The organism is Klebsiella sp. MBT K-1 (assembly GCF_002556465.1).
Lineage (GTDB): Bacteria > Pseudomonadota > Gammaproteobacteria > Enterobacterales > Enterobacteriaceae > Klebsiella > Klebsiella grimontii.
Genome location: NZ_PDEL01000028.1, coordinates 1 through 21,837, shown reverse-complemented (window position 1 = coordinate 21,837; position 21,837 = coordinate 1). Strand labels below are relative to the sequence as shown.

Below are 21,837 nucleotides of genomic sequence, written 5' to 3'. Positions count from 1 at the left end.
TCGTTGATTCGCTAAGCGCTTAAAAAGCCAGTCAGGTAACCTGACTGGCTTTTTTTTTGCCTGCCAGTTTAATCATTATTTCTATATCTACTTTTCGATTACATTTTATTGATATATTTGCTGCAATTAATTAGCAAGTATAAGCATCTGCCGTAATTATTTATTTTCTTTTCTGATTTTCATCATCTATCAATGGGTGAAAATTCTACACGTATCAAAAAATAAGCGCCGCAAACGCTATATAGTCAAAAAACTAAAATAATCATGTGATTACTTTCCCTGTTCTTTTCGGTTTACCGCAGCCGAGGGGATGGTTACGCCCGTCAAAAAGGCGATGGAGGAGGTGAACAAATAAAAACAAAGCGGAGAGTATTGTCGTTATTTAATGGATAGCTTCTGGGGGATGTATGGAATTTGCTATACAACTTATCATTATCTTAATTTGTCTGTTCTATGGCGCGAAAAAGGGCGGCATTGCGCTCGGCCTTTTGGGCGGAATTGGCTTAGTCATCCTGGTCTTTGTTTTTCATCTTAAGCCCGGAAAACCTCCCGTCGATGTCATGCTGGTGATTATCGCCGTAGTGGCCGCATCGGCGACGCTGCAGGCTTCCGGTGGGTTAGACGTCATGCTGCAGATTGCCGAGAAGCTCCTGCGGCGAAACCCGAAATATGTCTCGATCGTCGCGCCATTCGTCACCTGTACGCTGACGATTCTTTGCGGCACGGGGCACGTGGTATATACCATCCTGCCGATTATTTATGATGTCGCCATCAAAAATAATATTCGTCCGGAGCGCCCCATGGCCGCCAGCTCGATCGGCGCGCAGATGGGGATCATCGCCAGCCCGGTTTCCGTAGCGGTCGTCTCGCTGGTGGCGATGCTTGGCAATTTTACCTTTAACGGTAAGCACCTTGAGTTTCTCGATCTGCTGGCAATAACCATTCCGTCCACGCTGCTGGGGATTCTGGCCATTGGTATCTTCAGCTGGTTTCGCGGCAAAGATCTCGATAAAGATCCGGAGTTCCAGGCCTTTATCGCAGTACCGGAAAACCGCCACTACGTTTATGGCGACACGGCCACGTTGCTGGATAAGAAGCTTCCGACCAGTAACTGGATCGCGATGTGGATTTTTCTGGCCTCGATAGCGGTGGTTGCCTTACTCGGCGCCTTCTCCGAACTGCGTCCGGTTGTCGACGGTAAAGCGCTGTCGATGGTGCTGGTGATCCAGATGTTTATGCTGCTCTCCGGAGCGCTCATCATCATTATTACGAAAACCAACCCGGCTTCGATTTCCAAAAATGAGGTTTTCCGTTCCGGCATGATCGCTATCGTGGCCGTATACGGCATCGCGTGGATGGCGGAGACCATGTTCGGCGCGCATATGACCGAGATTAAAGGCGTGCTCGGGGAGATGGTGAAGGAGTACCCGTGGGCCTACGCCATCGTTCTGCTGCTGGTATCGAAGTTTGTTAACTCCCAGGCGGCTGCCCTGGCGGCGATTGTCCCGGTGGCGTTGGCGATTGGCGTCGACCCGGCCTACATCGTCGCTTCCGCGCCAGCCTGCTACGGTTACTATATTCTGCCGACCTACCCAAGCGATCTGGCGGCGATTCAGTTCGATCGCTCAGGTACGACGCATATCGGCCGCTTTGTGATTAACCATAGCTTTATTCTGCCCGGACTTATTGGCGTCAGCGTCTCTTGCGTCTTTGGTTGGGTGTTTGCGGCAATGTACGGATTTCTTTAAGAGAGGATTCAGGCGCCGGTAGCGGCGCCTGTTGACGTTATTGGGCGAGCGGAATTCGGCGATAGAGTTCAATCATGTCGGTTGCTAGATCCTGAATGACCATCGCGTTCATCAGGTGATCCTGAGAGTGTACGGTAATCAGGTTAACCGGAAGCTTGCCGCTGCCTTCATCCATGCCAATCAGCTGGGTCTGGATTTTGTGCGCATGCTTGACGAATTCGTGGGATTCCGTCATCGCCTGTTCGGCGGCGGCAAAATCGCCTTTACGCGCCAGCTGCAGAGCGGTTAAAGCCGAGCTGCGCGCTGAACCGGCGTTAACCAGCAGCTCCATGATGATCGTTTCTAAATCTTCCATCTCTTACTCCATCAACTTCAGGGCTTTATCAAGCACGGCATCGCCTTTCATCATGCCGTAATCCATCATATCGATAACGGCGACTTTTTTCCCAAACGGGTCGGCCATAGCCTGTAGCTTGGCTTGCTCGTACTTCACCTGAGGACCGAGCAGGATAATATCGGCAGCCGCAAGATTATCTTTAAACTCGGCAACCGGTACGGCTTTGATCGAGACTTCCACGCCTTTTTGTTGCGCAGCGGCCTGCATTCGTTGAACCAGCATGCTGGTGGACATACCTGCGGCACAGCATAAAACGATATTCTTCATAATTGATGGCCCTTATGTTCCTTGATGTACCATCTTTATCGCGGGCTGGCGGGTGGGACAACCGCTTTACGGCGATTGTGTGTAAGTCATCACAAAATAATGAAACCGGTTTCGGATTTGGGGTTGAAAACGGTAAAAGCCCGCGCGGCCGGGCCTATAGCAACGGGCTCTCTTAGGTACGAACGATACGATTCTTGCCCTGCTGCTTGGCTTTATAAAGCGCTTCATCAACGCGCACGACAAGCTGCTCCAGGGGCTCCATATTCCATTCGCCCAGGCCTGCGCTAAAGGTGACGGTCAATCCTTCTTCACGCCAGGAGCGCTGCGCGACGCTGGCTCTCCAGCTTTCCAGCAGCACCAGAGCGTTATCAATATGCTCGTCGGAAAATATCACCGCAAACTCTTCGCCGCCGTAGCGGTAAAGTGAAATTTGCAGGGGCTGGAGGATCTGCAGCCCTTCGCGGGCGACGTTGCGTAGAACGATATCACCGTTGAGATGACCCCAGGTGTCGTTTATCGTTTTGAAGTTATCAATATCAACCAGTGCGAGAGCGAAAGGGTGATGATCGTTCATCAGCGCGGCGATATCGCTATCGAAGGCGCGTCGGTTTTTGCAGCCGGTTAATGCATCGATGGTCGCCTGGCGAACATAGGTTAACTCACGCTGCTTATTGCTCTCGATGGCTTTGCTGAGCATCGCTTCCAGGCGCGGGGCGCGCTGAACATCTCCGGTTTTAATGGCGTTGATGATGTTCATTAACACCGTACGTGAAGCATGGCGTAGATACAGGCCAAACAGCACGATGACGATCGCGGCCAGGGCAAAGCTCCAGGCAACGATATCCGTTTCATGGCGCGTTAAGTTGACCAGCGTCGAGTTATCGACCCGATAAATGACAAACCAGTCGGGGTTGGTAAAGGAATAGTAATAGTACCAGCCGTCGGTCACCGCGTCATAAAGCTGGCCTTCACCGCTGGTCATTCTGTCCATCAAGGCTTCACTGACGTAGGGTTTGAATAAGGCGCCAGGGTCGGGATGGAGAACGACTTTACCATCGCGTTGCACCACAAAAAATTCCCCCTGAACCGGGGCGACCATTTGCCGTAACGCGTAGCCCATTGAGGTCAGATCGAGATGAAAAGCGAGGCTGCCCTTCAGCCGCCCTTCCGGGGAAATAATGGGTTTATAGAGGGTAATGGTCGGATGATGCGTGAAGTAGTCGATGTACGGGCTGGTATACAGGCTGAAGGTACTGGCTTGCGCTTGCTTAATAAACCATGGTCTCGATTTGGCATCGAAGGACTGGCTGTCTTCGGTCTCAAGGACTTCGGGCGCGCGCAGATAGTGCCCGTTGGTATCCGCCAGCGAGATGGACGAAACGGTCTGCATCATATTTTGCAGCTGCATCAACTGCATCAGGCCCTTTTCAGGATTAACGTTCACCGCATTGTTCAGCTCGTCATTACGCGCAAAGAACGTCGTGGCGCGGGTGAGGATAAAATCGTTGCCCCGCAGCAGCGTCTCCGTGTAGTTGGTCGCCATATTGTGGGTAAAGTTGCGGTTAATGTGATGATAATCTTCGAGAAAATCTTTCCTCTGGGTCATCGTGGCAAACACCGCGATAAGCAGGAAGCTGATTAAAATACCCGCAAACCCGATGACGATCGGCGTGGTGAAAGAGAGCTTTCTATTATGACGAGCCATGAGTCGTAAATCGTTCCAGAAGCGTTAAACCGTGGGTGAAGACGCAGGTTTAGCCAGCATGCCTGCTGAGCGAATCAGATAAAACTCCGATAATTATAACTCTGACGTTGTGATATGGGCTGATTAATATTCGATATTAATAGAATTACCCTTGCGGCGCAGAGATGGAGCAGGGCGAAATGAGGAAGAGCTATTATTCGCCCTGGACAGCATCCGTTGCTGACGAGGGCAGAATAGAGAAACGGAAATATAACCACAATCTTCCGTTTCTCTTATTACGATCGTGCGCGAAGAACATTTAAGAAATGACATTCTTCATCATGACGACTGGGAAGCGCGTCCCAGCCAGCTATCCCAATCCTTCCATACCGGCTGCAGCCCGCTGGCCACCAGCGCGCGGGCGACCTCTTCCGGGCGACGGTCATCATGAGGCGCGAACTGCTCCAGCTCAGGATGGTTATCGGCATATCCGCCGGGCTGGGTTTTCGAAAATGCGCTGACGTTGTTGATGGCCAGCGGGATCACCCGATCGCGGAACCAGGGGGATTCGCGGGTGGAGAGCGAGAGCTCCACTTCCGGAGCCAGCAGGCGGAAAGCGCAGATGGTCTGCACCAGCTGTCGTTCATCCATTAAAGAGGCGGGCTCGATTCCCCCGGCGCAAGGGCGCAGCCGCGGAAAGGAGATGGAGTAGCGGCTTCGCCAGTGGTGCTGCTGGAGCCACAGCAGATGTTCCGCCACCATAAAGCAATCCACCCGCCAGCTGTCGGAGAGGCCAATTAATGCGCCAAGGCCAATTTTATCAATCCCCGCCTGTCCGAGCCTGTCCGGCGTATCCAGCCGCCAGAAAAAGTCCTGCTTTTTCCCTTTCAGATGATGTTTCGCATACATGCTTTCATGATAGGTCTCCTGATAGACCATCACTCCGTCCAGGCCGAGGGTTTTCAGCTCGGCGTACTCTTCCATCGCCAGCGGCTGAACCTCCATCTGCAGCGAGGCGAACTGGCGGCGAATCGCGGGCAGATGTTGACGAAAATAGTCCATGCCGACTTTGCCCTGATGTTCGCCGGTGACCAGCAGCAGATGCTCAAAGCCCATTGCGCGGATCGCCGCGCATTCACGGGCAATTTCCGTTTCATCCAGGGTCTTGCGCTTGATGCGGTTACTCATTGAGAAACCGCAGTAGGTACAGTCGTTGGCGCACAGATTCGAGAGATACAGCGGGACATAAAAGCTGACGGTATTGCCAAAGCGCTGGCGAGTCAGGCGCTGGGCGCGCTGGGCCAGAGGCTCCAGATAATCCGCGGCGGCGGGCGAGAGCAGGGCCATCATATCGTCGCGGCTAAGCTGTTTGGCCGCCAGGGCGCGTTCAACGTCGGCGGGAGTTTTCCCGTTGATCCGCAGGCGAATGTCGTCCCAGTCCAGCTGCCGCCAACGGTCAGTGAAGGTGTTCATACCCGCGCCTCCAGAAAGCCGGTCAGCGGGCTGGTGGCCTGCGCCTGCGTGCTGCGCGCGCCCGGGCCAGCCTGCCGCGCCAGCAATCCGGCATCGATCGCTAAGCGGAAGGCGCGGGCCATGGTTACCGGATCGTCGGCCACGGCGATGGCGGTATTCACCAGTACCGCGTCAGCGCCCATTTCCAGCGCCTGCGCCGCGTGGCTCGGTACGCCTATACCCGCATCAACGACCACCGGGACCGTGGCCTGCTCGATAATAATTTCCAGCATCGCTTTGGTTTCCAGTCCCTGATTGGAGCCAATTGGCGCGCCGAGCGGCATCACCGCCGCGCAGCCCGCTTCTTCCAGACGTTTGCACAGCACCGGATCGGCGCCGCAGTAGGGCAGCACCACGAAGCCTTCCCGTACCAGAATTTCCGCCGCTTTCAGCGTTTCAATCGGGTCGGGGAGCAGCCAGCGGGCGTCCGGGTGAATTTCCAGTTTCAGCCAGTGAGTACCCAGCGCTTCCCGCGCCAGACGGGCGGCAAAGACCGCTTCTTCCGCCGTTTTGGCGCCGGAGGTGTTGGGCAGCAGGCTAACGCCAGCCGCCAACAGCGGCGCGAGGATCGCGTCATTATGCTGACGAAGATCGACGCGCTTCATCGCCAGCGTTACCAGCTGGCTGCCGGAGGCGCGAATGGCCTCCACCATGACGTCGGGGGCAGCGAATTTACCGGTGCCGGTGAAAAGATGGGACTCAAACGTTTTATCCGCAATACGTAACATATCAGCCTCCAGCAATAACCTGAAAAAGCAGGATTTGGTCGCCTTCCTGCAAAAGATGATCTTCCCACCGTTCACGCGGTAGGATGCATTGATTGAGCGCCAACGCGACGCCCGGCTGCTGCTGTTCCAGCTGCGTGAGCAGAGCGGCGACGGAGGTCGCTTCGGCGCACTGCAACGGTTCATCGTTAAACCACACCTGCATGCTGCCCTCCACAGACCGGACAACCCTGAGCCCGCTGGAGCGCGAGAGTGCGCCAGCTGCTGGTGCGGGCATCGAACAGGCGCAGAGCGTTACGCGGCGTGGCCATGCCGGCGAGCAGCTTGATGGCCTCCAGCGCCTGTAACGTGCCCATCATGCCGACCACCGGGCCGATGATGCCCGCCGTACGGCAGTTGCGTTCGGGCTCGTTAGCGTCCGGCCACAGGCAGCGATAGCAGCCCTGGTCCCACGGCGGCGTCAGTACCATCAACTGGCCCCCCAGCCCGACGGCGCTGGCGGTAATCAGCGGGGTTTGAAGCGCGACGCAGGCGGCATTGATCGCCTGTCGGGTCGCCATGTTATCGGTGCAATCCAGTACCACATCGGCCTTCGCCACTTCATCCTGCAGGGCCTCTCCGCCTAAACGCTGCTTCAGCGCAATCAGCTCAATCTGCGGATTAAGGCGAGCCAGCCGGGCCCTGGCGGCAGCGGCTTTGGAGCGCGAGATATCATCGCTGGTGAACAAAATTTGCCGCTGCAGGTTGCTGACGTGCACGTCGTCATCGTCGGCCAGCACCAGCGTGCCGACGCCGGCCCCGGCCAGATAGAGCGCGGCGGGAGAGCCCAGCCCGCCGAGACCCACGAGCAGCACCCGGCTGGCCAGCAGCTTTTGCTGGCCTTCAATGGCGATATCCTCCAGCAGCAGCTGGCGGCTATAGCGCATAAAATCGCTGTCATTCATCACCGGCTCCCGCTATCTCGAGCAGCCGAGCCGTTGCCTGTCGCCAGTCGGCCGCCTGAGTAATGGCGCTGACCACCGCAACGCTGCCGACGCCGGTCGCCAGTACCGCCGGGGCGCGTTCAAGGCTGATGCCGCCAATCGCCACGGTCGGATAATCGCCCAGACGCTGAATATGCTGCGCGAGCTGCTCCAGTCCCTGGGGGGCGGAGGGCATCTGCTTGGTTTGCGTTGGAAAAACGTGCCCAAGGGCGATGTAAGAGGGACGAGCCGCCAGCGCGATATCAATTTCCATATCGTCATGCGTGGAAACCCCCAGGCGCAGCCCGGCGTTGCGGATGGCGCTGAGATCGGTGGTTTCCAGATCCTCCTGGCCTAAATGCACGCCATAGGCCTGATGTTTGATGGCCAGGCGCCAGTAATCATTAATAAACAGCCGCGCATCATATTTGCGCCCCAGCGCGATCGCGGCAACCACATCGTCTTCGACTTCGCTATCGCGTTTATCCTTGATACGCAGCTGGATAGTGCGAACGCCCGCGTCCAGCAAGCGTTCGATCCACGCAACGCTATCGACGACCGGATAAAGCCCCAGGCGGAAAGGAACTGCGGGAAAATCGGGTTGATACATCAGGCTTCCTCCTTTTTCAGGTAGATCTCGCCGCCGCGGGCGCGAAAGGTATCCGACATATCGGCCATCCCCACTTCGATGGTCTGTGCGGCGGCATAGTCGCGAACTTCCTGGCTTATCTTCATTGAACAAAATTTGGGACCGCACATGGAGCAGAAGTGGGCGACTTTGCCGGACTCCTGCGGCAGGGTTTCGTCGTGGTAAGCGCGAGCGGTGAACGGGTCGAGCGCCAGGTTGAACTGGTCTTCCCAGCGGAACTCGAAGCGTGCTTTCGACATGGCGTTATCGCGGATCTGCGCGCCGGGATGGCCTTTGGCGAGGTCGGCGGCGTGGGCGGCGATTTTGTAGGTAATCAGTCCCTGCTTAACGTCTTCTTTATTCGGCAGGCCGAGGTGCTCTTTTGGCGTCACGTAGCAGAGCATCGCGCAGCCGAACCAGCCGATCATGGCGGCGCCGATACCCGAAGTGAAGTGGTCGTAGCCCGGTGCGATATCGGTGGTGAGCGGCCCTAAGGTGTAGAAAGGCGCTTCGTGGCAGTGCTCCAGCTCTTCGGTCATATTGCGCTGAATCATCTGCATCGGCACATGGCCCGGGCCTTCGATCATTACCTGCACGTCATACTCCCAGGCGATTTTGGTCAGTTCGCCCAGGGTGTGCAGCTCGGCGAACTGCGCTTCGTCGTTGGCATCCTGAATCGAGCCGGGACGCAGGCCATCGCCCAATGACAGCGAGACGTCATAGGCGGCGCAGATTTCGCAAATTTCGCGGAAATGCTGATAGAGAAAGTTCTCTTGATGATGGGATAAGCACCATTTCGCCATGATTGAGCCGCCGCGGGAGACGATGCCGGTCAGGCGCCTGGCGGTCATCGGCACGTAGCGCAGCAGCACGCCCGCGTGGATGGTAAAGTAGTCCACCCCTTGCTCAGCCTGCTCGAGCAGCGTATCGCGGAAAGCTTCCCAGGTAAGATCTTCGGCAATCCCGTTGACCTTCTCCAGCGCCTGGTAGATCGGCACCGTACCGATCGGTACCGGGCTATTACGCAGGATCCACTCGCGGGTCTCGTGAATATAGCGGCCGGTGGAAAGGTCCATCACCGTATCCGCTCCCCAGCGCGTCGCCCACACCAGCTTCTCGACCTCTTCTTCTATCGACGAGGTGACCGCCGAGTTGCCGATATTGGCGTTAACCTTCACGAGGAAGTTGCGGCCAATAATCATCGGCTCGGATTCTGGATGATTTATATTGGCCGGGATAATCGCGCGCCCGGCGGCGACTTCAGCGCGCACAAACTCCGGGGTGATATTCTCCGGCAGCCGCGCGCCAAACCCAACGCCCGGATGCTGCCGGCGCAACACTTCGCCACGAATACGCTCGCGGCCCATATTTTCGCGAATGGCGATGAACTCCATCTCCGGGGTGACAATCCCCTGCCGGGCGTAGTGCAGCTGAGTCACGCATTTCCCGACCATGGCGCGCCTGGGGGTGAGCAGGCCGGTAAAGCGCAGCTCGTTGAGGCCATCATCCGCCAGCCGCTGTTTGGTATACGCCGAACTGCGGTCGTTGAGTTCTTCACAATCGCGACGCGCATCAATCCATGGCTGACGCAGTTTTTTCAGACCCTGCTCAACGTTAATCGCGATGTGCGGATCGCCGTAGGGGCCGGAGGTGTCATAGACCGGAATCGCTTCATTCGCTTCGTATTGCGGATTATCTTTGCTGCCGCCGATAAGGGTCGGGCTAAGCTGGATTTCGCGCATCGGGACGCGAATATCTTCCCGCGAACCGTGGATATAGATGCGCTGCGAATTGGGAAATGCGGTACCTTCCAGCGTGTCGATAAAGCGCTGGGCGTGTTCGCGTTGCTCTCGACGCGTGAGTTTTGTTGTAGACATAGCTCATTCCAGTTAAACAGGATATGGCTTGCCAGACGACGGATGGAGTAACAGATGCGATCGGCCCTGAAGAGGCTGACGCTAAACGCAGTTTACTCTTGTTCCCTTCGCAGGTATTAGCCTGATCAGGTTCCGCGGATCCCGAATAAACGGTCTCAGCCTTTTCCAGTGTGGAAAATGGGCACTCCGACAAGATGACATCCCCTCTCAGCGAGGGGGAATGTATGTAAACTACGCGTTAATGGCTCACAACTCAAGCGGTCGGCGCGATATTGTCGCTGACGTTATCTTTTTGACTGTGGGCGACGGCGAGGGCGATCAGGCTATCTTCCAGCGCAAAGCGCGCTTCCAGCGCTTCGCCGATATCCGACAGCGCCTGCTGGAACTCGAGGTAGTTATCGTGATCGATGGCGTTTTCGAGGCAGGAGTCGTAGTAATCCATGATCTGCTGGGTATTAGCCTGCAGCTGTGGATAAATCTTCGTGGCGGCTAAAAGTGGCGTATCGCCTTCCAATTCGCCGATAAAGCGTTCATAAATATTAAAATGGCCGGAGGAGAGGTAGTCCACCAGGCTTTGACAAAAATCGTCCAGCGCTTTCTCATTAAGCCGCATAAAGGATTCTTTGCCAGGCTTCAGGCCAACCAGGTTGTAGTAAGCCACAAGCAAATGCTTACGTACTTGTAGCCAGCGATCGACCAGTTTATTGCTGCCTCCAACACGTTCCGTCAGGTTTTCCAGCTGGTTTAACATGGTTGACTCCGCAAGGATTTAAGAGAAATACGTTGCTCACCAAAATGTAAATTTAATGTTAAAAGTGCCAGTAAAATAAAGGTAGTGCAATAGATATGGATCGTATTATTGAAAAATTAGATCGCGGCTGGTGGATCGTCAGCCACGAACAGAAATTATGGTTGCCCGACGGGGAATTACCCTATGGCGAAGCGGTAAATTTTAATCTTGCTGGCCAGCCCGCGCTGCGAATCGGAGAATGGCAGGGCGAGCCGGTGTGGCTGGTACGCCAGGATCGCCGGCATGAGATGGGATCGCTGCGTCAGGTGCTCGATCAGGATGCTGGCCTTTTTCAACTGGCGGGACGCGGGATCCAACTGGCGGAGTTCTACCGCTCGCACAAATTCTGCGGCTACTGCGGCCATCCGATGCATCCCAGCAAAACCGAATGGGCGATGCTGTGCAGCCACTGCCGCGAACGTTATTACCCACAAATCGCCCCCTGCATCATCGTCGCCATCCGTCGGGATGACGCTATTCTGCTGGCGCAGCATACCCGCCATCGCAACGGCGTGCACACGGTGCTGGCCGGGTTTGTCGAAGTGGGTGAGACCCTGGAGCAGACCGTTGCCCGCGAGGTGATGGAAGAGAGCGGCATTAAAGTGAAAAATCTGCGCTACGTGACCTCTCAGCCCTGGCCGTTCCCGCAATCGCTGATGACCGCGTTTATGGCCGAGTACGATAGCGGCGAGATTGTCATCGACAAGAAAGAGCTGCTGGAGGCGGGGTGGTATCGCTATGACGATTTGCCGCTTTTGCCGCCGCCGGGCACCGTGGCGCGCCGCCTGATTGAAGATACCGTGGCGATGTGTCGGGCAGAGTATGAGTGACATGTTACACTTGGCGCATCAACGCTAAAGGAATGTAAAAATGACCGAACTGAAGAACGATCGTTACCTGCGCGCGCTGCTACGCCAGCCGGTTGATGTCACCCCGGTGTGGATGATGCGTCAGGCGGGCCGCTATTTACCGGAATATAAAGCCACCCGCGCCGAAGCGGGCGATTTTATGTCGCTGTGTAAAAACGCCGAGCTGGCCTGCGAGGTCACGCTGCAGCCGCTGCGTCGCTATAAGCTGGATGCGGCTATCCTCTTCTCGGACATTCTCACTATCCCGGATGCCATGGGGCTGGGGCTCTATTTCGAAGCCGGGGAAGGGCCGCGTTTTACCTCGCCCGTCACCTGTAAAGCGGATGTCGATAAATTACCGGTTCCCGACCCGGAAGATGAACTTGGCTACGTGATGAACGCCGTGCGCACGATTCGCCGTGAGCTGAAGGGGGAAGTGCCGCTGATTGGCTTTTCCGGCAGCCCGTGGACGCTGGCGACCTATATGGTTGAAGGCGGCAGCAGCAAAGCGTTTACGGTGATCAAAAAGATGATGTACGCCGAACCGCAGGCCCTGCATGCGCTGCTCGATAAGCTGGCGAAAAGCGTCACGTTGTATCTGAATGCGCAAATCAAAGCGGGCGCGCAGTCGGTGATGATTTTTGATACCTGGGGCGGCGCGCTGACCGGCCGGGATTACCAGCAGTTCTCGCTCTATTACATGCACAAAATCGTTGATGGTCTGCTGCGTGAAAACGATGGCCGTCGCGTGCCGATCACGCTGTTTACCAAAGGCGGCGGGCAGTGGCTGGAAGCGATGGCGGAAACCGGCTGCGATGCGCTGGGGCTCGACTGGACTACCGATATCGCCGATGCGCGGCGTCGCGTCGGCCATAAAGTCGCCCTGCAGGGCAATATGGATCCCTCGATGCTGTATGCCCCTCCGGCGCGCATCGAAGAAGAGGTGGCGACCATTCTCGCCGGGTTTGGCCAGGGCGAAGGCCATGTCTTTAACCTCGGGCACGGAATCCATCAGGATGTCGACCCGGAACACGCGGGCGTATTTGTGGAGGCTGTGCACCGGTTGTCAGCGCCATACCACCGTTAAGGAGTGATTATGGATTTATCATCGCTACGCACCCAGCAGCTCAGCCTGGCGGCATCGGTTGAACGAGGCGATCGGCTGGAACAGGATCCGCCGACGCTGATCGGCGGAGCGGATGTTGGATTTGAGCAAGAGGGGGAGGTGACCCGGGCGGCGATGGTACTGCTGAGCTATCCCTCCCTGGAGCTGGTGGAGTATCAGGTCGCGCGCGTTGCGACCACAATGCCCTATATCCCCGGCTTCCTCTCCTTTCGCGAAACTCCCGCGCTGCTGGCGGCGTGGGAGCTGCTTTCGCACAAACCCGATCTCTTATTCGTCGATGGCCACGGTATTTCCCACCCGCGCCGCCTCGGCGTCGCCAGCCATTTTGGCCTGCTGGTGGATGTGCCGACTATCGGCGTGGCAAAAAAACGGCTGTGCGGTAAGTTTGAGCCGCTGGGCGATGAGCCCGGCGCGCTGGCGCCACTGCTGGATAAAGGCGACCAGCTGGCGTGGGTTTTGCGCAGTAAAACGCGCTGTAATCCCCTATTTGTGAGTACCGGGCACCGCGTGGGCCTGGATAGCGCCCTGATGTGGGTAGAACGCTGCCTGAAAGGCTACCGCCTGCCTGAGCCGACGCGCTGGGCTGATGCGGTGGCGTCCCGACGTCCGGCGTTTGTGCGTTGGCAAGCAAATCACGGCTGATTCAGGTACACTGCGGCTAATTTCTGACTTCGAGATTTCATCATGTTACAAAACCCGATTCATCTGCGCCTGGAGAAGCTGGAAAGCTGGCAGCACGTGACCTTTATGGCCTGCCTGTGCGAGCGGATGTACCCCAACTACGCCATGTTCTGTCAGCAAACTGAGTTCGCCGATGGCCAGCTCTATCGCCGTATCCTCGATCTGATCTGGGAAACGCTGACGGTAAAAGACGCGAAGGTGAATTTCGACAGCCAGCTGGAAAAGCTGGAAGAGGCGATTCCTGCCGCAGATGATTACGACCTGTACGGCGTTTATCCGGCCATCGATGCCTGCGTCGCACTGAGTGAACTGATTCATTCGCGGCTTAGCGGCGAAACGCTCGAACATGCTATTGAAGTCAGCAAGAGTTCGATCACCACCGTCGCGATGCTGGAAATGACCCAGGCTGGTCGCGAAATGACCGACGAAGAGCTCAAAGAAAACCCGGCCGTTGAACAAGAGTGGGATATTCAGTGGGAGATTTTCCGTCTTCTGGCCGACTGCGAAGAACGCGATATTGAACTGATCAAAGGGCTACGGGCAGACCTTCGCGAGGCCGGCGAGAGCAATATTGGTATAAATTTTCAGCAATGAGACCAGAAAACGTGATTTACCGCCTGAATTGTAGCGTCTGAAGGCTTCCATTCCGCCCCCCGTCTGGTCTACATTTGGGGGGCGAAAAAACGTGGCTATCGGTGCGTGTATGCAGGAGAGTGCTTTTCAGGCATTTCCGTCGCACTCGATGCTTAGCAAGCGATAAACACATTGTAAGGATAACTTATGAACAAGACTCAACTGATTGATGTAATTGCGGACAAAGCTGACCTGTCCAAAGCACAGGCGAAAGCTGCCCTGGAATCTACCCTGGCTGCAATTACCGAGTCTCTGAAAGAAGGTGATGCTGTTCAACTGGTTGGTTTCGGTACCTTCAAAGTGAACCACCGCGCTGAGCGTACTGGCCGCAACCCGCAGACCGGTAATGAAATCAAAATCGCCGCAGCAAACGTACCGGCATTTGTTTCAGGTAAAGCTCTGAAAGACGCAGTTAAGTAAGACCGCGTGGCAGTGTACAGTTTTATCGAAGGGGCTTGTCGGCCCCTTTTGTCTACCTGGCGCCGCACGCTGGCGCTGGTAGGCGTATTGCTGCTCACTGCCTGCAGCCATGATTCCTCTCTCCCGCCGTTTACCGCCAGCGGATATGCGGATAACCAGGGGGCGATGCGTATCTGGCGCAAAGATTCCGCCAGCGAGGTCCATCTCCTTGCGGCCTTCAGTCCATGGCGTCATGGTAATACCTCGACCAGCGAGTACCGCTGGCAGGATGGCCAGCTCGCGCTGATTGAACTTAACGTCTACGGCAAACCGCCGGAACATATTCGCGCCCGCTTTGATGCTCAGGGCGAGCTCAGCTTTATGCAGCGTGAAATCGATGGCCAGAAGCAGCAGCTTTCCAGCGATCAGGTCGCGCTATACCGCTATCGCGCTGAGCAAATACGCCAGACCAGCGATGCCTTGCGTCAGGGACGCGTTATGCTGCGGCAGGGGCGCTGGCACGCCAACAGGACGGTGACGACCTGTGAAGGCCAGACCGTGAAGCCTGACCTCGATACGCTGGCGCTGGCGCATATTGAGCGTCGCCAGAATCACTCATCCGTTGAGGTGAGCGTGGCATGGCTCGAAGCGCCGGAAGGCTCTCAGCTGCTGCTGGTGGCAAACGAAGACTTCTGTACCTGGCAGCCGACCGAAAAAAGCTTCTGAACTTTACCAGTGTTACCAGTGGTTCATCCCCATATGACCGCGGCCCCCACACCCCATACCTTCGCCGCGAGGAATACCCGCCTGCGCTAATGCGAGATCGAACTTCACCCGCTGTTGGGCAAGCTTCTGACCGAGAGCGTCCATCTCCTGGGCGACGGATTCGATTTTCGCGCTGTCAGGTTTATCCGTGGTTAACAGCGCGTTGTATTCGTAGCGTTTTGATATGAGCTGCTGACGTAAAACGCGGGTTTGTTCATAGAAATCATTATGCAGCTTCTGGGCAGTGGCCTGTTGGTCGGTCGTCAGCTGGTTATAGCCCTGGGGGCCCATACCGTTGCCGTTATTCCAGTGGTGCCTTGCCCAGGCTGAGCTACTGCCGAAAGTCAGCGCGGCGAGGGCAATCAGCGTCAGCGTCATTTTTTTATTCCGTTTCATAGTTTATTCTCCTGTCTTATGGTTACTCAGTGATTTGCATCTTCCGTGCCAGAGTGGAAAGGCCGCAGGATATCGGGCGTTGAATGCTTTTCAGCGGACGGGAGCGAGTAAAAATGACTCGCGGTAAAGGACGCAGCGGGTCATTTTTACTCGATCGCCTTCCCGGTTTGCGCCCAGGGAGAGGTTAGACGGGACGGAATAGTGGCATGATTTCTGCTGGGCTATGCGGTGTCTGAGGAAAGGGAGTTGTCATGAACGTGATGCGGTTGTCTAAGGATTCCGTCGCCGTTGGGCTGAGCTGGTTGTTAACCGGCCTTATCTTGCTGCTGGTATGCCTGTTTTCCGCTTTAATCGTGCGTGACTATGGCCGTGAAAATGAAGCCGCACGCCAGACTATCCAGGAAAAAGGCAGCGTGCTGATTCGCGCTCTTGAGTCCGGAACCCGGGTCGGAATGGGAATGCGCATGCATCATTCCCAGTTGCAGACGCTGCTGGAGGAGATGGCCTGGCAGCCCGGCGTGCTGTGGTTCGCGGTGACGGATGAGAACGGTAAAATTATCGCCCATAGCGACCCGCGGCGGGTCGGTGAGTCGCTCTATCCTGCCAGCACCCTGCGGGAGCTGAATATCGGTAGCGAGGAGCGCTGGCGCCGCCTCGAACAACCGGAGCCGGCGCTGGAGATTTATCGTCAGTTTCGCCCGCTTAACGGCTGCGGGCATCATATGCGCATGATGATGCGTCGCGAATCTGCCGATCTGCGTAATCAGGCGCCCCAGGTCATTTTTATTGCCTTTGATACCCGCGAGCTGGATGCCGACCATGCTCGTGGCCTGCGCAATATGGTCATTATGCTCTGCGCGGCAGGCGTGGTGATGGCAGCAACGGTGCTGGCGCAGTTCTGGTTCTGCCGCTATCAGCGTTCACGCAAGCAGCTGCAGGAGGCGACGGCGCGAAAAGAAAAGCTGGTGGCACTCGGTCATCTGGCCGCGGGGGTCGCCCATGAAATCCGCAACCCGCTATCATCCATAAAAGGGCTGGCCAAGTATTTCGCCGAGCGAACCCCAGCCGATGGTGAAGCGCATCAGCTGGCTCTGGTGATGGCCAGAGAAGCCGATCGCCTGAACAGGGTCGTCAGCGAGCTGCTGGAACTGGTGCGTCCGGCGCATTTAAAATATCAATCGGTTGATTTAAATGAAGTGATCACGCATTCGCTTCAACTGGTTAGCCAGGATGCCGCCAGCCGGGCAATATCTCTGACGTTTACCGCGCAGCCCGCGCTATGCCGCATCCAGGCCGATCCGGATCGTTTGAAACAGGTGCTGCTTAACCTTTATCTCAATGCTGTCCATGCCATTGGCCGCGAGGGCGTGATTACGGTGGCGGTGAGGGAGTGCGGCGATGGGCGAGTCAAGGTGAGCGTTGCTGACAGCGGCAAGGGAATGACGGCGGAACAGCTACAGGCCATTTTCACACCGTACTTTAGTACCAAGGCCGACGGCACCGGGCTGGGCCTGGCGGTGGTGCAGAACATCGTTGAGCAGCACGGCGGGACAATTGACGCCGAGAGCGCCCCCGGCAAGGGCGCGCTATTTACGTTCTATTTGCCGGTTAATGGGCAACAGAAGGATGAACAAGGATGAGTGGCGAGCAGGTCGATATTCTGGTGGTGGACGATGACATTAGCCACTGCACTATCTTACAGGCGCTGTTGCGGGGCTGGGGTTATCGGGTTGCGCTGGCCAACAACGGCTTACAGGCGCTGGAAAAGGTGCGCGAGAAGGTCTTTGATCTGGTGCTTTGCGATATTCGCATGGCGGAGATGGACGGCATCGAAACGCTAAAAGAGATCAAAACCTTCAATCCGTCGATTCCCGTTCTGATCATGACCGCGTACTCCAGCGTTGATACCGCTGTAGAGGCGCTGAAATCCGGTGCGCTGGACTACCTTATTAAGCCGCTGGACTTTGACAAGCTGCAGCTGACGCTATCCGAGGCGTTGGCCCACACCCGGCTAAGCGAGTCTCCCGTCACAGAGACCCCCGCCGCCCAGTTTGGTATGGTGGGGGATAGCCCGGCGATGCGGGCGTTGCTGAACAATATCGCCCTGGTTGCGCCCTCCGATGCGACGGTATTAATTCACGGCGAGTCGGGCACAGGGAAAGAGCTGGTCGCGCGAGCGCTGCACGCCAGCAGCGCTCGCAGCCGCAGGCCGCTGGTGATCCTCAACTGTGCGGCGCTCAACGAGTCGTTGCTGGAGTCGGAGCTGTTTGGCCATGAGAAGGGCGCGTTTACCGGTGCGGACAAACGGCGAGAAGGGCGCTTCGTTGAAGCGGACGGCGGTACGCTGTTCCTTGATGAGATAGGCGACATTTCGCCGTTGATGCAGGTGCGCCTGCTGCGGGCGATTCAGGAGCGCGAAGTGCAGCGCGTGGGCAGCAACCAGACCCTTTCGGTTGACGTACGGCTGATTGCCGCCACCCATCGGGATTTAGCCGAAGAGGTCAGCGCCGGACGTTTTCGCCAGGATCTCTACTACCGTCTGAACGTCGTGACTATCGACATGCCGCCGCTGCGTCATCGCAGGGAGGATATCCCCCCGCTGGCGCGCTATTTCCTGCAACGGTATGCCGAGCGTAATCGCAAAGCGGTACAGGGGTTTACGCCACAGGCGATGGACTTGCTGATTCACTACGCCTGGCCGGGCAATATTCGCGAGCTGGAAAATGCGGTGGAGCGGGCGGTGGTCCTGCTGACCGGCGAGTACATCTCCGAACGCGAGCTGCCGCTGGCGATTGCCGGTACGCCGGTTGCGGACGCGCCGCACGGCGATGATAGTATTCAACCGCTGGTGGAGGTGGAGAAAGAAGCGATTCTGGCGGCACTTGAAAGAACGGGCGGCAACAAAACTGAAGCCGCCCGTCGGTTAGGCATTACGCGCAAAACGCTGCTGGCAAAGCTCAGCCGTTAGCGGTTTTGCTCACGTTCGATAGCGCGCCAGCCGATGTCGTTACGGCTAAAGCTGCCGTCCCAGCTGATATCGCTCATCAGGGCGTAAGCGTGCTTTTGCGCTTCAGCGACGGTGCGGCCCAGCGCGGTAGCGCACAGCACCCGACCGCCGTTGGTCAATACGCGATCGTCGTCAGCAAGTTTGGTTCCGGCGTGGAAGACCTTACCGTCAGCCGCTTCTTCCAGCGGCAGGCCGTGGATCTCATCGCCGGTGCTGTAGTTGCCCGGATAGCCACCGGCGGCGATTACAACGCCCAGCGAGGCGCGCTCGTCCCACTCGGAGGTTTTCTCATTCAGCTTACCGTCGCAGGCGGCGAGGCACAGATCCACCAGATCCGATTTCATGCGCAGCATGATCGGCTGGGTTTCCGGATCGCCAAAGCGGCAGTTGAACTCAATAACCTTCGGATTACCCTGTTTGTCGATCATCAGGCCCGCGTAGAGGAAACCGGTGTAGGTGTTCCCTTCCGCGGCCATACCTTTAACGGTTGGCCAGATAATGCGTTCCATGGTGCGCTGGTGAACCTCATCGGTTACCACCGGTGCCGGAGAGTAAGCGCCCATACCGCCGGTGTTCGGGCCGGTATCGCCATTGCCCACGCGTTTGTGATCCTGGCTGGTGGCCATCGGCAGGACGTGCTCGCCGTCGACCATCACGATAAAGCTTGCTTCTTCGCCGTCGAGAAACTCTTCGATGACGATGCGGTGTCCGGCGTCGCCAAAGGCGTTACCTGCCAGCATGTCGTGAACGGCGGCTTCCGCTTCTTCCTGCGTCATGGCAACAATCACACCCTTGCCAGCGGCCAGGCCGTCGGCCTTAATGACGATCGGCGCGCCTTTCTCACGCAGGTACGCCAGAGCGGGCTCAATTTCTGTAAAGTTCTGATACTCCGCCGTCGGAATTTTATGACGGGCGAGAAAATCTTTAGTGAAGGCTTTGGAACCTTCCAGCTGCGCTGCGCCTTCGGTTGGACCGAAGATTTTCAGCCCGGCGGCGCGGAACGCATCTACCACGCCAATCACCAGCGGCGCTTCCGGACCAACGATGGTCAGGTCAATCTTCTCGTTCTGGGCAAAGCTCAGCAGCGCCGGAATATCGGTGACGCCGATAGCCACGTTCTGCAGCGCCGGTTCCAGGGCGGTACCGGCGTTACCCGGGGCGACAAAAACGGTATCAACCAGCGGTGACTGTGCGGCCTTCCAGGCCAGCGCGTGCTCGCGCCCGCCGTTGCCAATAACTAATACTTTCATCGTCTGCTCCGTAAATTAATGGCGGAAGTGGCGCATATCGGTGAAGATCATCGCGATGCCGTGCTCATCGGCGGCGGCAATCACCTCTTCGTCGCGAATAGAACCGCCAGGCTGAATGACGCAGCTCACGCCAACGGCAGCGGCGGCATCAATACCGTCGCGGAACGGGAAGAAGGCGTCGGAGGCCATAGCCGAACCTTTCACTTCCAGACCTTCATCACCGGCTTTAATCCCGGCGATTTTGGCCGAGTAAACGCGGCTCATCTGGCCTGCGCCTATTCCGATGGTCATGTTCTCCTTGGCATACACGATGGCATTGGACTTCACGAACTTCGCCACTTTCCAGCAGAACAGCGCGTCACGCAACTCTTGCTCGGTCGGCTGGCGTTTGGAAACCACGCGCAGTTCGCCTTCCGTCACCATACCCAAGTCGCGGTCCTGAACCAGCAGGCCGCCGTTAACGCGTTTGAAGTCCAGGCCCGGCACGCGCTGCGTCCACTGACCGCAGGTCAGGACGCGGACGTTCTGTTTCGCGGCAGTGATCTTCAGGGCTTCTTCCGTCGCGGTCGGCGCGATGATCACTTCAACAAACTGGCGGGAGATGATGGCCTGCGCGGTTTCGGCATCCAGTTCGCGGTTAAAGGCGATAATACCGCCGAAGGCAGAGGTCGGGTCGGTTTTATACGCGCGGTCGTAGGCGTCAAGAAGGGAGGTGCTTACCGCCACGCCGCACGGGTTAGCGTGCTTCACGATAACGCAGGCCGGCTCGCTAAACTCTTTCACACACTCCAGCGCCGCATCGGTATCGGCGATGTTGTTATAAGAGAGGGCCTTGCCCTGAACCTGCTGCGCGGTCGCCACGGAAGCTTCTTTGATTTCTTCTTCTATATAGAAGGCAGCCTGCTGGTGGCTGTTTTCACCGTAACGCATATCCTGCTTCTTAATGAAGTTCAGGTTCAGGGTGCGCGGGAAGCGGCCAGCGGCTTCTTTGCTCTCGCCGTGATAGGCCGGAACCATGCTGCCGAAGTAGTTGGCAATCATGCTGTCGTAGGCGGCGGTGTGTTCGAATGCTTTAATGGCGAGGTCGAAGCGGGTATCGAGAGTTAAGGAACCTTCGTTGGCATCCATCTCTTGAATAATGGCATCGTAGTCGCTGCTCTTCACCACAATGGCGACATCTTTATGGTTCTTCGCCGCCGAGCGAACCATGGTTGGGCCGCCGATATCAATGTTCTCTACCGCGTCTTCCAGCGAGCAATCCTCGCGGGCCACGGTTTGAGCAAACGGATACAGGTTAACAACCACCATATCGATAGGGGCGATACCGTGCTGTTGCATAATGCCGTCATCCTGGCCGCGGCGGCCGAGAATGCCGCCGTGAACTTTCGGATGCAGAGTCTTCACGCGTCCGTCCATCATTTCCGGGAAACCGGTGTAGTCAGAGACTTCGGTCACCGGCAGACCTTTCTCAGCCAGCAGGCGTGCGGTACCACCCGTAGAGAGTAGCTCGACACCACGAGCGGAAAGCGCCTGCGCGAATTCGACGATACCGGCCTTGTCAGAAACACTGAGCAGGGCGCGGCGGACTGGACGACGTTGTTGCATGGTATTAAATCCCCAGGATTTGAATATTACAGAGAGCGTTAGGTGAGTTTTTGCCTAAAAACTCACCTAACGCACCCAACCGGGCATCCTTGTTATAGCGCGGCATTGTAACGAAAACGTTTGCGCAACGCTCGCGAATTTTTATCTTTCTCTTTTTACCCCCGGATCGCGCCTTATATAGACCTTATATAGAGAAGAGAGATGGCCTTTATAAGGGGGCACCTTTCGTCATCTGTGGATAATTCTGTGCGTAACTGGGTATAAAGAGGGGTTTTGCTGGGGAATGCAGCAGTCAGTCATTTTTCTGCAATTTTACTATTGCGGATGCTCGGGAACTCCCTATAATGCGCCTCCATCGACACGGCAGATGTGAATCACTTCACAAACAACCCGGTCGGTTGAAGAGAAAAAATCCTGAAATAACGGGTTGACTCTGAAAGAGGAAAGCGTAATATACGCCACCTCGCAACGGTGAGCGAAAGCCGCGTTGCACTGCTCTTTAACAATTTATCAGACAATCTGTGTGGGCACTCAAAG

At 56.7% G+C, this 21,837-nt stretch carries 22 protein-coding genes and 1 riboswitch; of the genes, 9 read left to right on the top strand and 13 right to left on the bottom strand.

Annotated features, from left to right (window positions below):
• The first annotated feature begins 407 nt into the window (after window positions 1–407).
• The gene (locus tag CMQ96_RS27310; protein ID WP_004870490.1) at window positions 408–1,748 is read left to right on the top strand and encodes an anaerobic C4-dicarboxylate transporter; all 1,341 of its coding nucleotides are present in this window, start codon (window positions 408–410) and stop codon (window positions 1,746–1,748) included.
• 37 nt (window positions 1,749–1,785) lie between these two features.
• Here CMQ96_RS27310 and CMQ96_RS27305 read toward each other — a convergent pair whose 3' ends face one another.
• The 10 genes from CMQ96_RS27305 to CMQ96_RS27260 form a co-directional block, all read right to left on the bottom strand.
• Window positions 1,786–2,103, bottom strand: a complete 318-nt coding sequence (locus CMQ96_RS27305; RefSeq protein ID WP_004870492.1) for a PTS lactose/cellobiose transporter subunit IIA — start codon at window positions 2,101–2,103, stop codon at window positions 1,786–1,788.
• A 3-nt stretch (window positions 2,104–2,106) separates the two neighbouring features.
• On the bottom strand, window positions 2,107–2,412 hold the full coding sequence (locus CMQ96_RS27300; protein WP_004097653.1) for a PTS sugar transporter subunit IIB: 306 nt from the start codon (window positions 2,410–2,412) through the stop codon (window positions 2,107–2,109).
• A gap of 172 nt (window positions 2,413–2,584) precedes the next feature.
• A complete protein-coding gene (locus CMQ96_RS27295; RefSeq protein WP_098067599.1) occupies window positions 2,585–4,117 on the bottom strand; it encodes a sensor domain-containing diguanylate cyclase in 1,533 nt (510 codons plus the stop codon).
• A gap of 318 nt (window positions 4,118–4,435) precedes the next feature.
• Window positions 4,436–5,569 (bottom strand): 2-iminoacetate synthase ThiH, encoded by a 1,134-nt coding sequence (gene thiH / locus CMQ96_RS27290; RefSeq protein ID WP_098067598.1) that lies wholly within the window; start codon window positions 5,567–5,569, stop codon window positions 4,436–4,438.
• Complete coding sequence (gene thiG / locus CMQ96_RS27285; protein WP_049132040.1) at window positions 5,566–6,336, bottom strand: thiazole synthase; 771 nt, start codon at window positions 6,334–6,336, stop codon at window positions 5,566–5,568. The genes thiH and thiG overlap by 4 nt, the downstream gene beginning before the upstream one ends.
• A gap of 1 nt (window position 6,337) precedes the next feature.
• Entirely contained in the window at window positions 6,338–6,538 is a 201-nt protein-coding gene (gene thiS / locus CMQ96_RS27280) for a sulfur carrier protein ThiS (RefSeq protein WP_004870502.1), read from the bottom strand.
• The gene (locus CMQ96_RS27275) at window positions 6,522–7,277 is read right to left on the bottom strand and encodes a thiazole biosynthesis adenylyltransferase ThiF (protein WP_004870504.1); all 756 of its coding nucleotides are present in this window, start codon (window positions 7,275–7,277) and stop codon (window positions 6,522–6,524) included. The genes thiS and CMQ96_RS27275 overlap by 17 nt, the downstream gene beginning before the upstream one ends.
• On the bottom strand, window positions 7,270–7,905 hold the full coding sequence (gene thiE, locus CMQ96_RS27270) for a thiamine phosphate synthase (protein WP_004870507.1): 636 nt from the start codon (window positions 7,903–7,905) through the stop codon (window positions 7,270–7,272). The genes CMQ96_RS27275 and thiE overlap by 8 nt, the downstream gene beginning before the upstream one ends.
• On the bottom strand, window positions 7,905–9,800 hold the full coding sequence (gene thiC, locus CMQ96_RS27265) for a phosphomethylpyrimidine synthase ThiC (RefSeq protein ID WP_049087539.1): 1,896 nt from the start codon (window positions 9,798–9,800) through the stop codon (window positions 7,905–7,907). Before thiC ends, thiE begins: the two co-directional genes overlap by 1 nt.
• Before the next feature lie 85 nt (window positions 9,801–9,885).
• Window positions 9,886–9,999, bottom strand: a riboswitch (TPP riboswitch).
• A gap of 54 nt (window positions 10,000–10,053) precedes the next feature.
• Window positions 10,054–10,551 carry an Rsd/AlgQ family anti-sigma factor gene (locus CMQ96_RS27260; protein WP_004127603.1) on the bottom strand — a complete coding sequence of 166 codons (498 nt, stop codon included), beginning with the start codon at window positions 10,549–10,551 and terminating at the stop codon, window positions 10,054–10,056.
• A 95-nt stretch (window positions 10,552–10,646) separates the two neighbouring features.
• Between CMQ96_RS27260 and nudC the strand changes: the two genes are divergently transcribed.
• From nudC to CMQ96_RS27230, 6 genes are all read left to right on the top strand, one after another.
• Window positions 10,647–11,420: an NAD(+) diphosphatase gene (gene nudC / locus CMQ96_RS27255; protein ID WP_004870513.1), complete on the top strand. Its 774-nt coding sequence runs from the start codon at window positions 10,647–10,649 to the stop codon at window positions 11,418–11,420.
• A 40-nt stretch (window positions 11,421–11,460) separates the two neighbouring features.
• Window positions 11,461–12,525, top strand: coding sequence for a uroporphyrinogen decarboxylase (hemE, locus tag CMQ96_RS27250; RefSeq protein ID WP_064411755.1), 1,065 nt, complete (start codon window positions 11,461–11,463; stop codon window positions 12,523–12,525).
• Window positions 12,526–12,534: 9 nt separating this feature from the next.
• On the top strand, window positions 12,535–13,206 hold the full coding sequence (nfi, locus tag CMQ96_RS27245) for a deoxyribonuclease V (protein WP_049087542.1): 672 nt from the start codon (window positions 12,535–12,537) through the stop codon (window positions 13,204–13,206).
• 42 nt (window positions 13,207–13,248) lie between these two features.
• Complete coding sequence (locus CMQ96_RS27240) at window positions 13,249–13,839, top strand: YjaG family protein (protein WP_004097673.1); 591 nt, start codon at window positions 13,249–13,251, stop codon at window positions 13,837–13,839.
• 186 nt (window positions 13,840–14,025) lie between these two features.
• Window positions 14,026–14,298: a nucleoid-associated protein HU-alpha gene (gene hupA / locus CMQ96_RS27235; RefSeq protein ID WP_004097675.1), complete on the top strand. Its 273-nt coding sequence runs from the start codon at window positions 14,026–14,028 to the stop codon at window positions 14,296–14,298.
• A 12-nt stretch (window positions 14,299–14,310) separates the two neighbouring features.
• Entirely contained in the window at window positions 14,311–15,003 is a 693-nt protein-coding gene (locus CMQ96_RS27230; RefSeq protein WP_004870522.1) for a DUF1481 domain-containing protein, read from the top strand.
• Window positions 15,004–15,015: 12 nt separating this feature from the next.
• Here CMQ96_RS27230 and zraP read toward each other — a convergent pair whose 3' ends face one another.
• Window positions 15,016–15,438: a zinc resistance sensor/chaperone ZraP gene (gene zraP / locus CMQ96_RS27225; protein ID WP_024360694.1), complete on the bottom strand. Its 423-nt coding sequence runs from the start codon at window positions 15,436–15,438 to the stop codon at window positions 15,016–15,018.
• A 251-nt stretch (window positions 15,439–15,689) separates the two neighbouring features.
• Here zraP and zraS point away from each other — a divergent pair, with 251 nt between their 5' ends.
• Both zraS and zraR read left to right on the top strand, forming a co-directional pair.
• Entirely contained in the window at window positions 15,690–17,078 is a 1,389-nt protein-coding gene (gene zraS, locus CMQ96_RS27220) for a two-component system sensor histidine kinase ZraS (RefSeq protein ID WP_098067597.1), read from the top strand.
• On the top strand, window positions 17,075–18,406 hold the full coding sequence (gene zraR, locus CMQ96_RS27215) for a sigma-54-dependent response regulator transcription factor ZraR (RefSeq protein WP_098067596.1): 1,332 nt from the start codon (window positions 17,075–17,077) through the stop codon (window positions 18,404–18,406). The genes zraS and zraR overlap by 4 nt, the downstream gene beginning before the upstream one ends.
• Here zraR and purD read toward each other — a convergent pair.
• Together purD and purH are read right to left on the bottom strand one after the other, a co-directional pair.
• Complete coding sequence (purD, locus tag CMQ96_RS27210) at window positions 18,403–19,695, bottom strand: phosphoribosylamine--glycine ligase (RefSeq protein ID WP_098067595.1); 1,293 nt, start codon at window positions 19,693–19,695, stop codon at window positions 18,403–18,405. The two genes, zraR and purD, sit on opposite strands and share 4 nt — an antisense overlap.
• 15 nt (window positions 19,696–19,710) lie before the next feature.
• Window positions 19,711–21,300, bottom strand: coding sequence for a bifunctional phosphoribosylaminoimidazolecarboxamide formyltransferase/IMP cyclohydrolase (gene purH / locus CMQ96_RS27205; RefSeq protein WP_024360697.1), 1,590 nt, complete (start codon window positions 21,298–21,300; stop codon window positions 19,711–19,713).
• Between the last annotated feature and the right edge of the window lie 537 nt (window positions 21,301–21,837).

Excerpts from the sequence above, each read along its gene's own strand:
- CMQ96_RS27305 (WP_004870492.1), bottom strand. The coding sequence starts at position 2,103 with ATGGAAGATTTAGAAACGATCATCATGGAGCTGCTGGTTAACGCCGGT.
- purH (WP_024360697.1), bottom strand. The coding sequence starts at position 21,300 with ATGCAACAACGTCGTCCAGTCCGCCGCGCCCTGCTCAGTGTTTCTGAC.
- zraR (WP_098067596.1), top strand. The coding sequence starts at position 17,075 with ATGAGTGGCGAGCAGGTCGATATTCTGGTGGTGGACGATGACATTAGC.
- thiC (WP_049087539.1), bottom strand. The coding sequence starts at position 9,800 with ATGTCTACAACAAAACTCACGCGTCGAGAGCAACGCGAACACGCCCAG.
- CMQ96_RS27295 (WP_098067599.1), bottom strand. The coding sequence starts at position 4,117 with ATGGCTCGTCATAATAGAAAGCTCTCTTTCACCACGCCGATCGTCATC.
- zraS (WP_098067597.1), top strand. The coding sequence starts at position 15,690 with ATGAACGTGATGCGGTTGTCTAAGGATTCCGTCGCCGTTGGGCTGAGC.
- nudC (WP_004870513.1), top strand. The coding sequence starts at position 10,647 with ATGGATCGTATTATTGAAAAATTAGATCGCGGCTGGTGGATCGTCAGC.
- thiE (WP_004870507.1), bottom strand. The coding sequence starts at position 7,905 with ATGTATCAACCCGATTTTCCCGCAGTTCCTTTCCGCCTGGGGCTTTAT.
- thiG (WP_049132040.1), bottom strand. The coding sequence starts at position 6,336 with ATGTTACGTATTGCGGATAAAACGTTTGAGTCCCATCTTTTCACCGGC.
- CMQ96_RS27300 (WP_004097653.1), bottom strand. The coding sequence starts at position 2,412 with ATGAAGAATATCGTTTTATGCTGTGCCGCAGGTATGTCCACCAGCATG.
- zraP (WP_024360694.1), bottom strand. The coding sequence starts at position 15,438 with ATGAAACGGAATAAAAAAATGACGCTGACGCTGATTGCCCTCGCCGCG.
- thiS (WP_004870502.1), bottom strand. The coding sequence starts at position 6,538 with ATGCAGGTGTGGTTTAACGATGAACCGTTGCAGTGCGCCGAAGCGACC.
- CMQ96_RS27310 (WP_004870490.1), top strand. The coding sequence starts at position 408 with ATGGAATTTGCTATACAACTTATCATTATCTTAATTTGTCTGTTCTAT.
- CMQ96_RS27240 (WP_004097673.1), top strand. The coding sequence starts at position 13,249 with ATGTTACAAAACCCGATTCATCTGCGCCTGGAGAAGCTGGAAAGCTGG.
- hemE (WP_064411755.1), top strand. The coding sequence starts at position 11,461 with ATGACCGAACTGAAGAACGATCGTTACCTGCGCGCGCTGCTACGCCAG.
- hupA (WP_004097675.1), top strand. The coding sequence starts at position 14,026 with ATGAACAAGACTCAACTGATTGATGTAATTGCGGACAAAGCTGACCTG.
- thiH (WP_098067598.1), bottom strand. The coding sequence starts at position 5,569 with ATGAACACCTTCACTGACCGTTGGCGGCAGCTGGACTGGGACGACATT.
- CMQ96_RS27260 (WP_004127603.1), bottom strand. The coding sequence starts at position 10,551 with ATGTTAAACCAGCTGGAAAACCTGACGGAACGTGTTGGAGGCAGCAAT.
- purD (WP_098067595.1), bottom strand. The coding sequence starts at position 19,695 with ATGAAAGTATTAGTTATTGGCAACGGCGGGCGCGAGCACGCGCTGGCC.
- CMQ96_RS27275 (WP_004870504.1), bottom strand. The coding sequence starts at position 7,277 with ATGAATGACAGCGATTTTATGCGCTATAGCCGCCAGCTGCTGCTGGAG.
- nfi (WP_049087542.1), top strand. The coding sequence starts at position 12,535 with ATGGATTTATCATCGCTACGCACCCAGCAGCTCAGCCTGGCGGCATCG.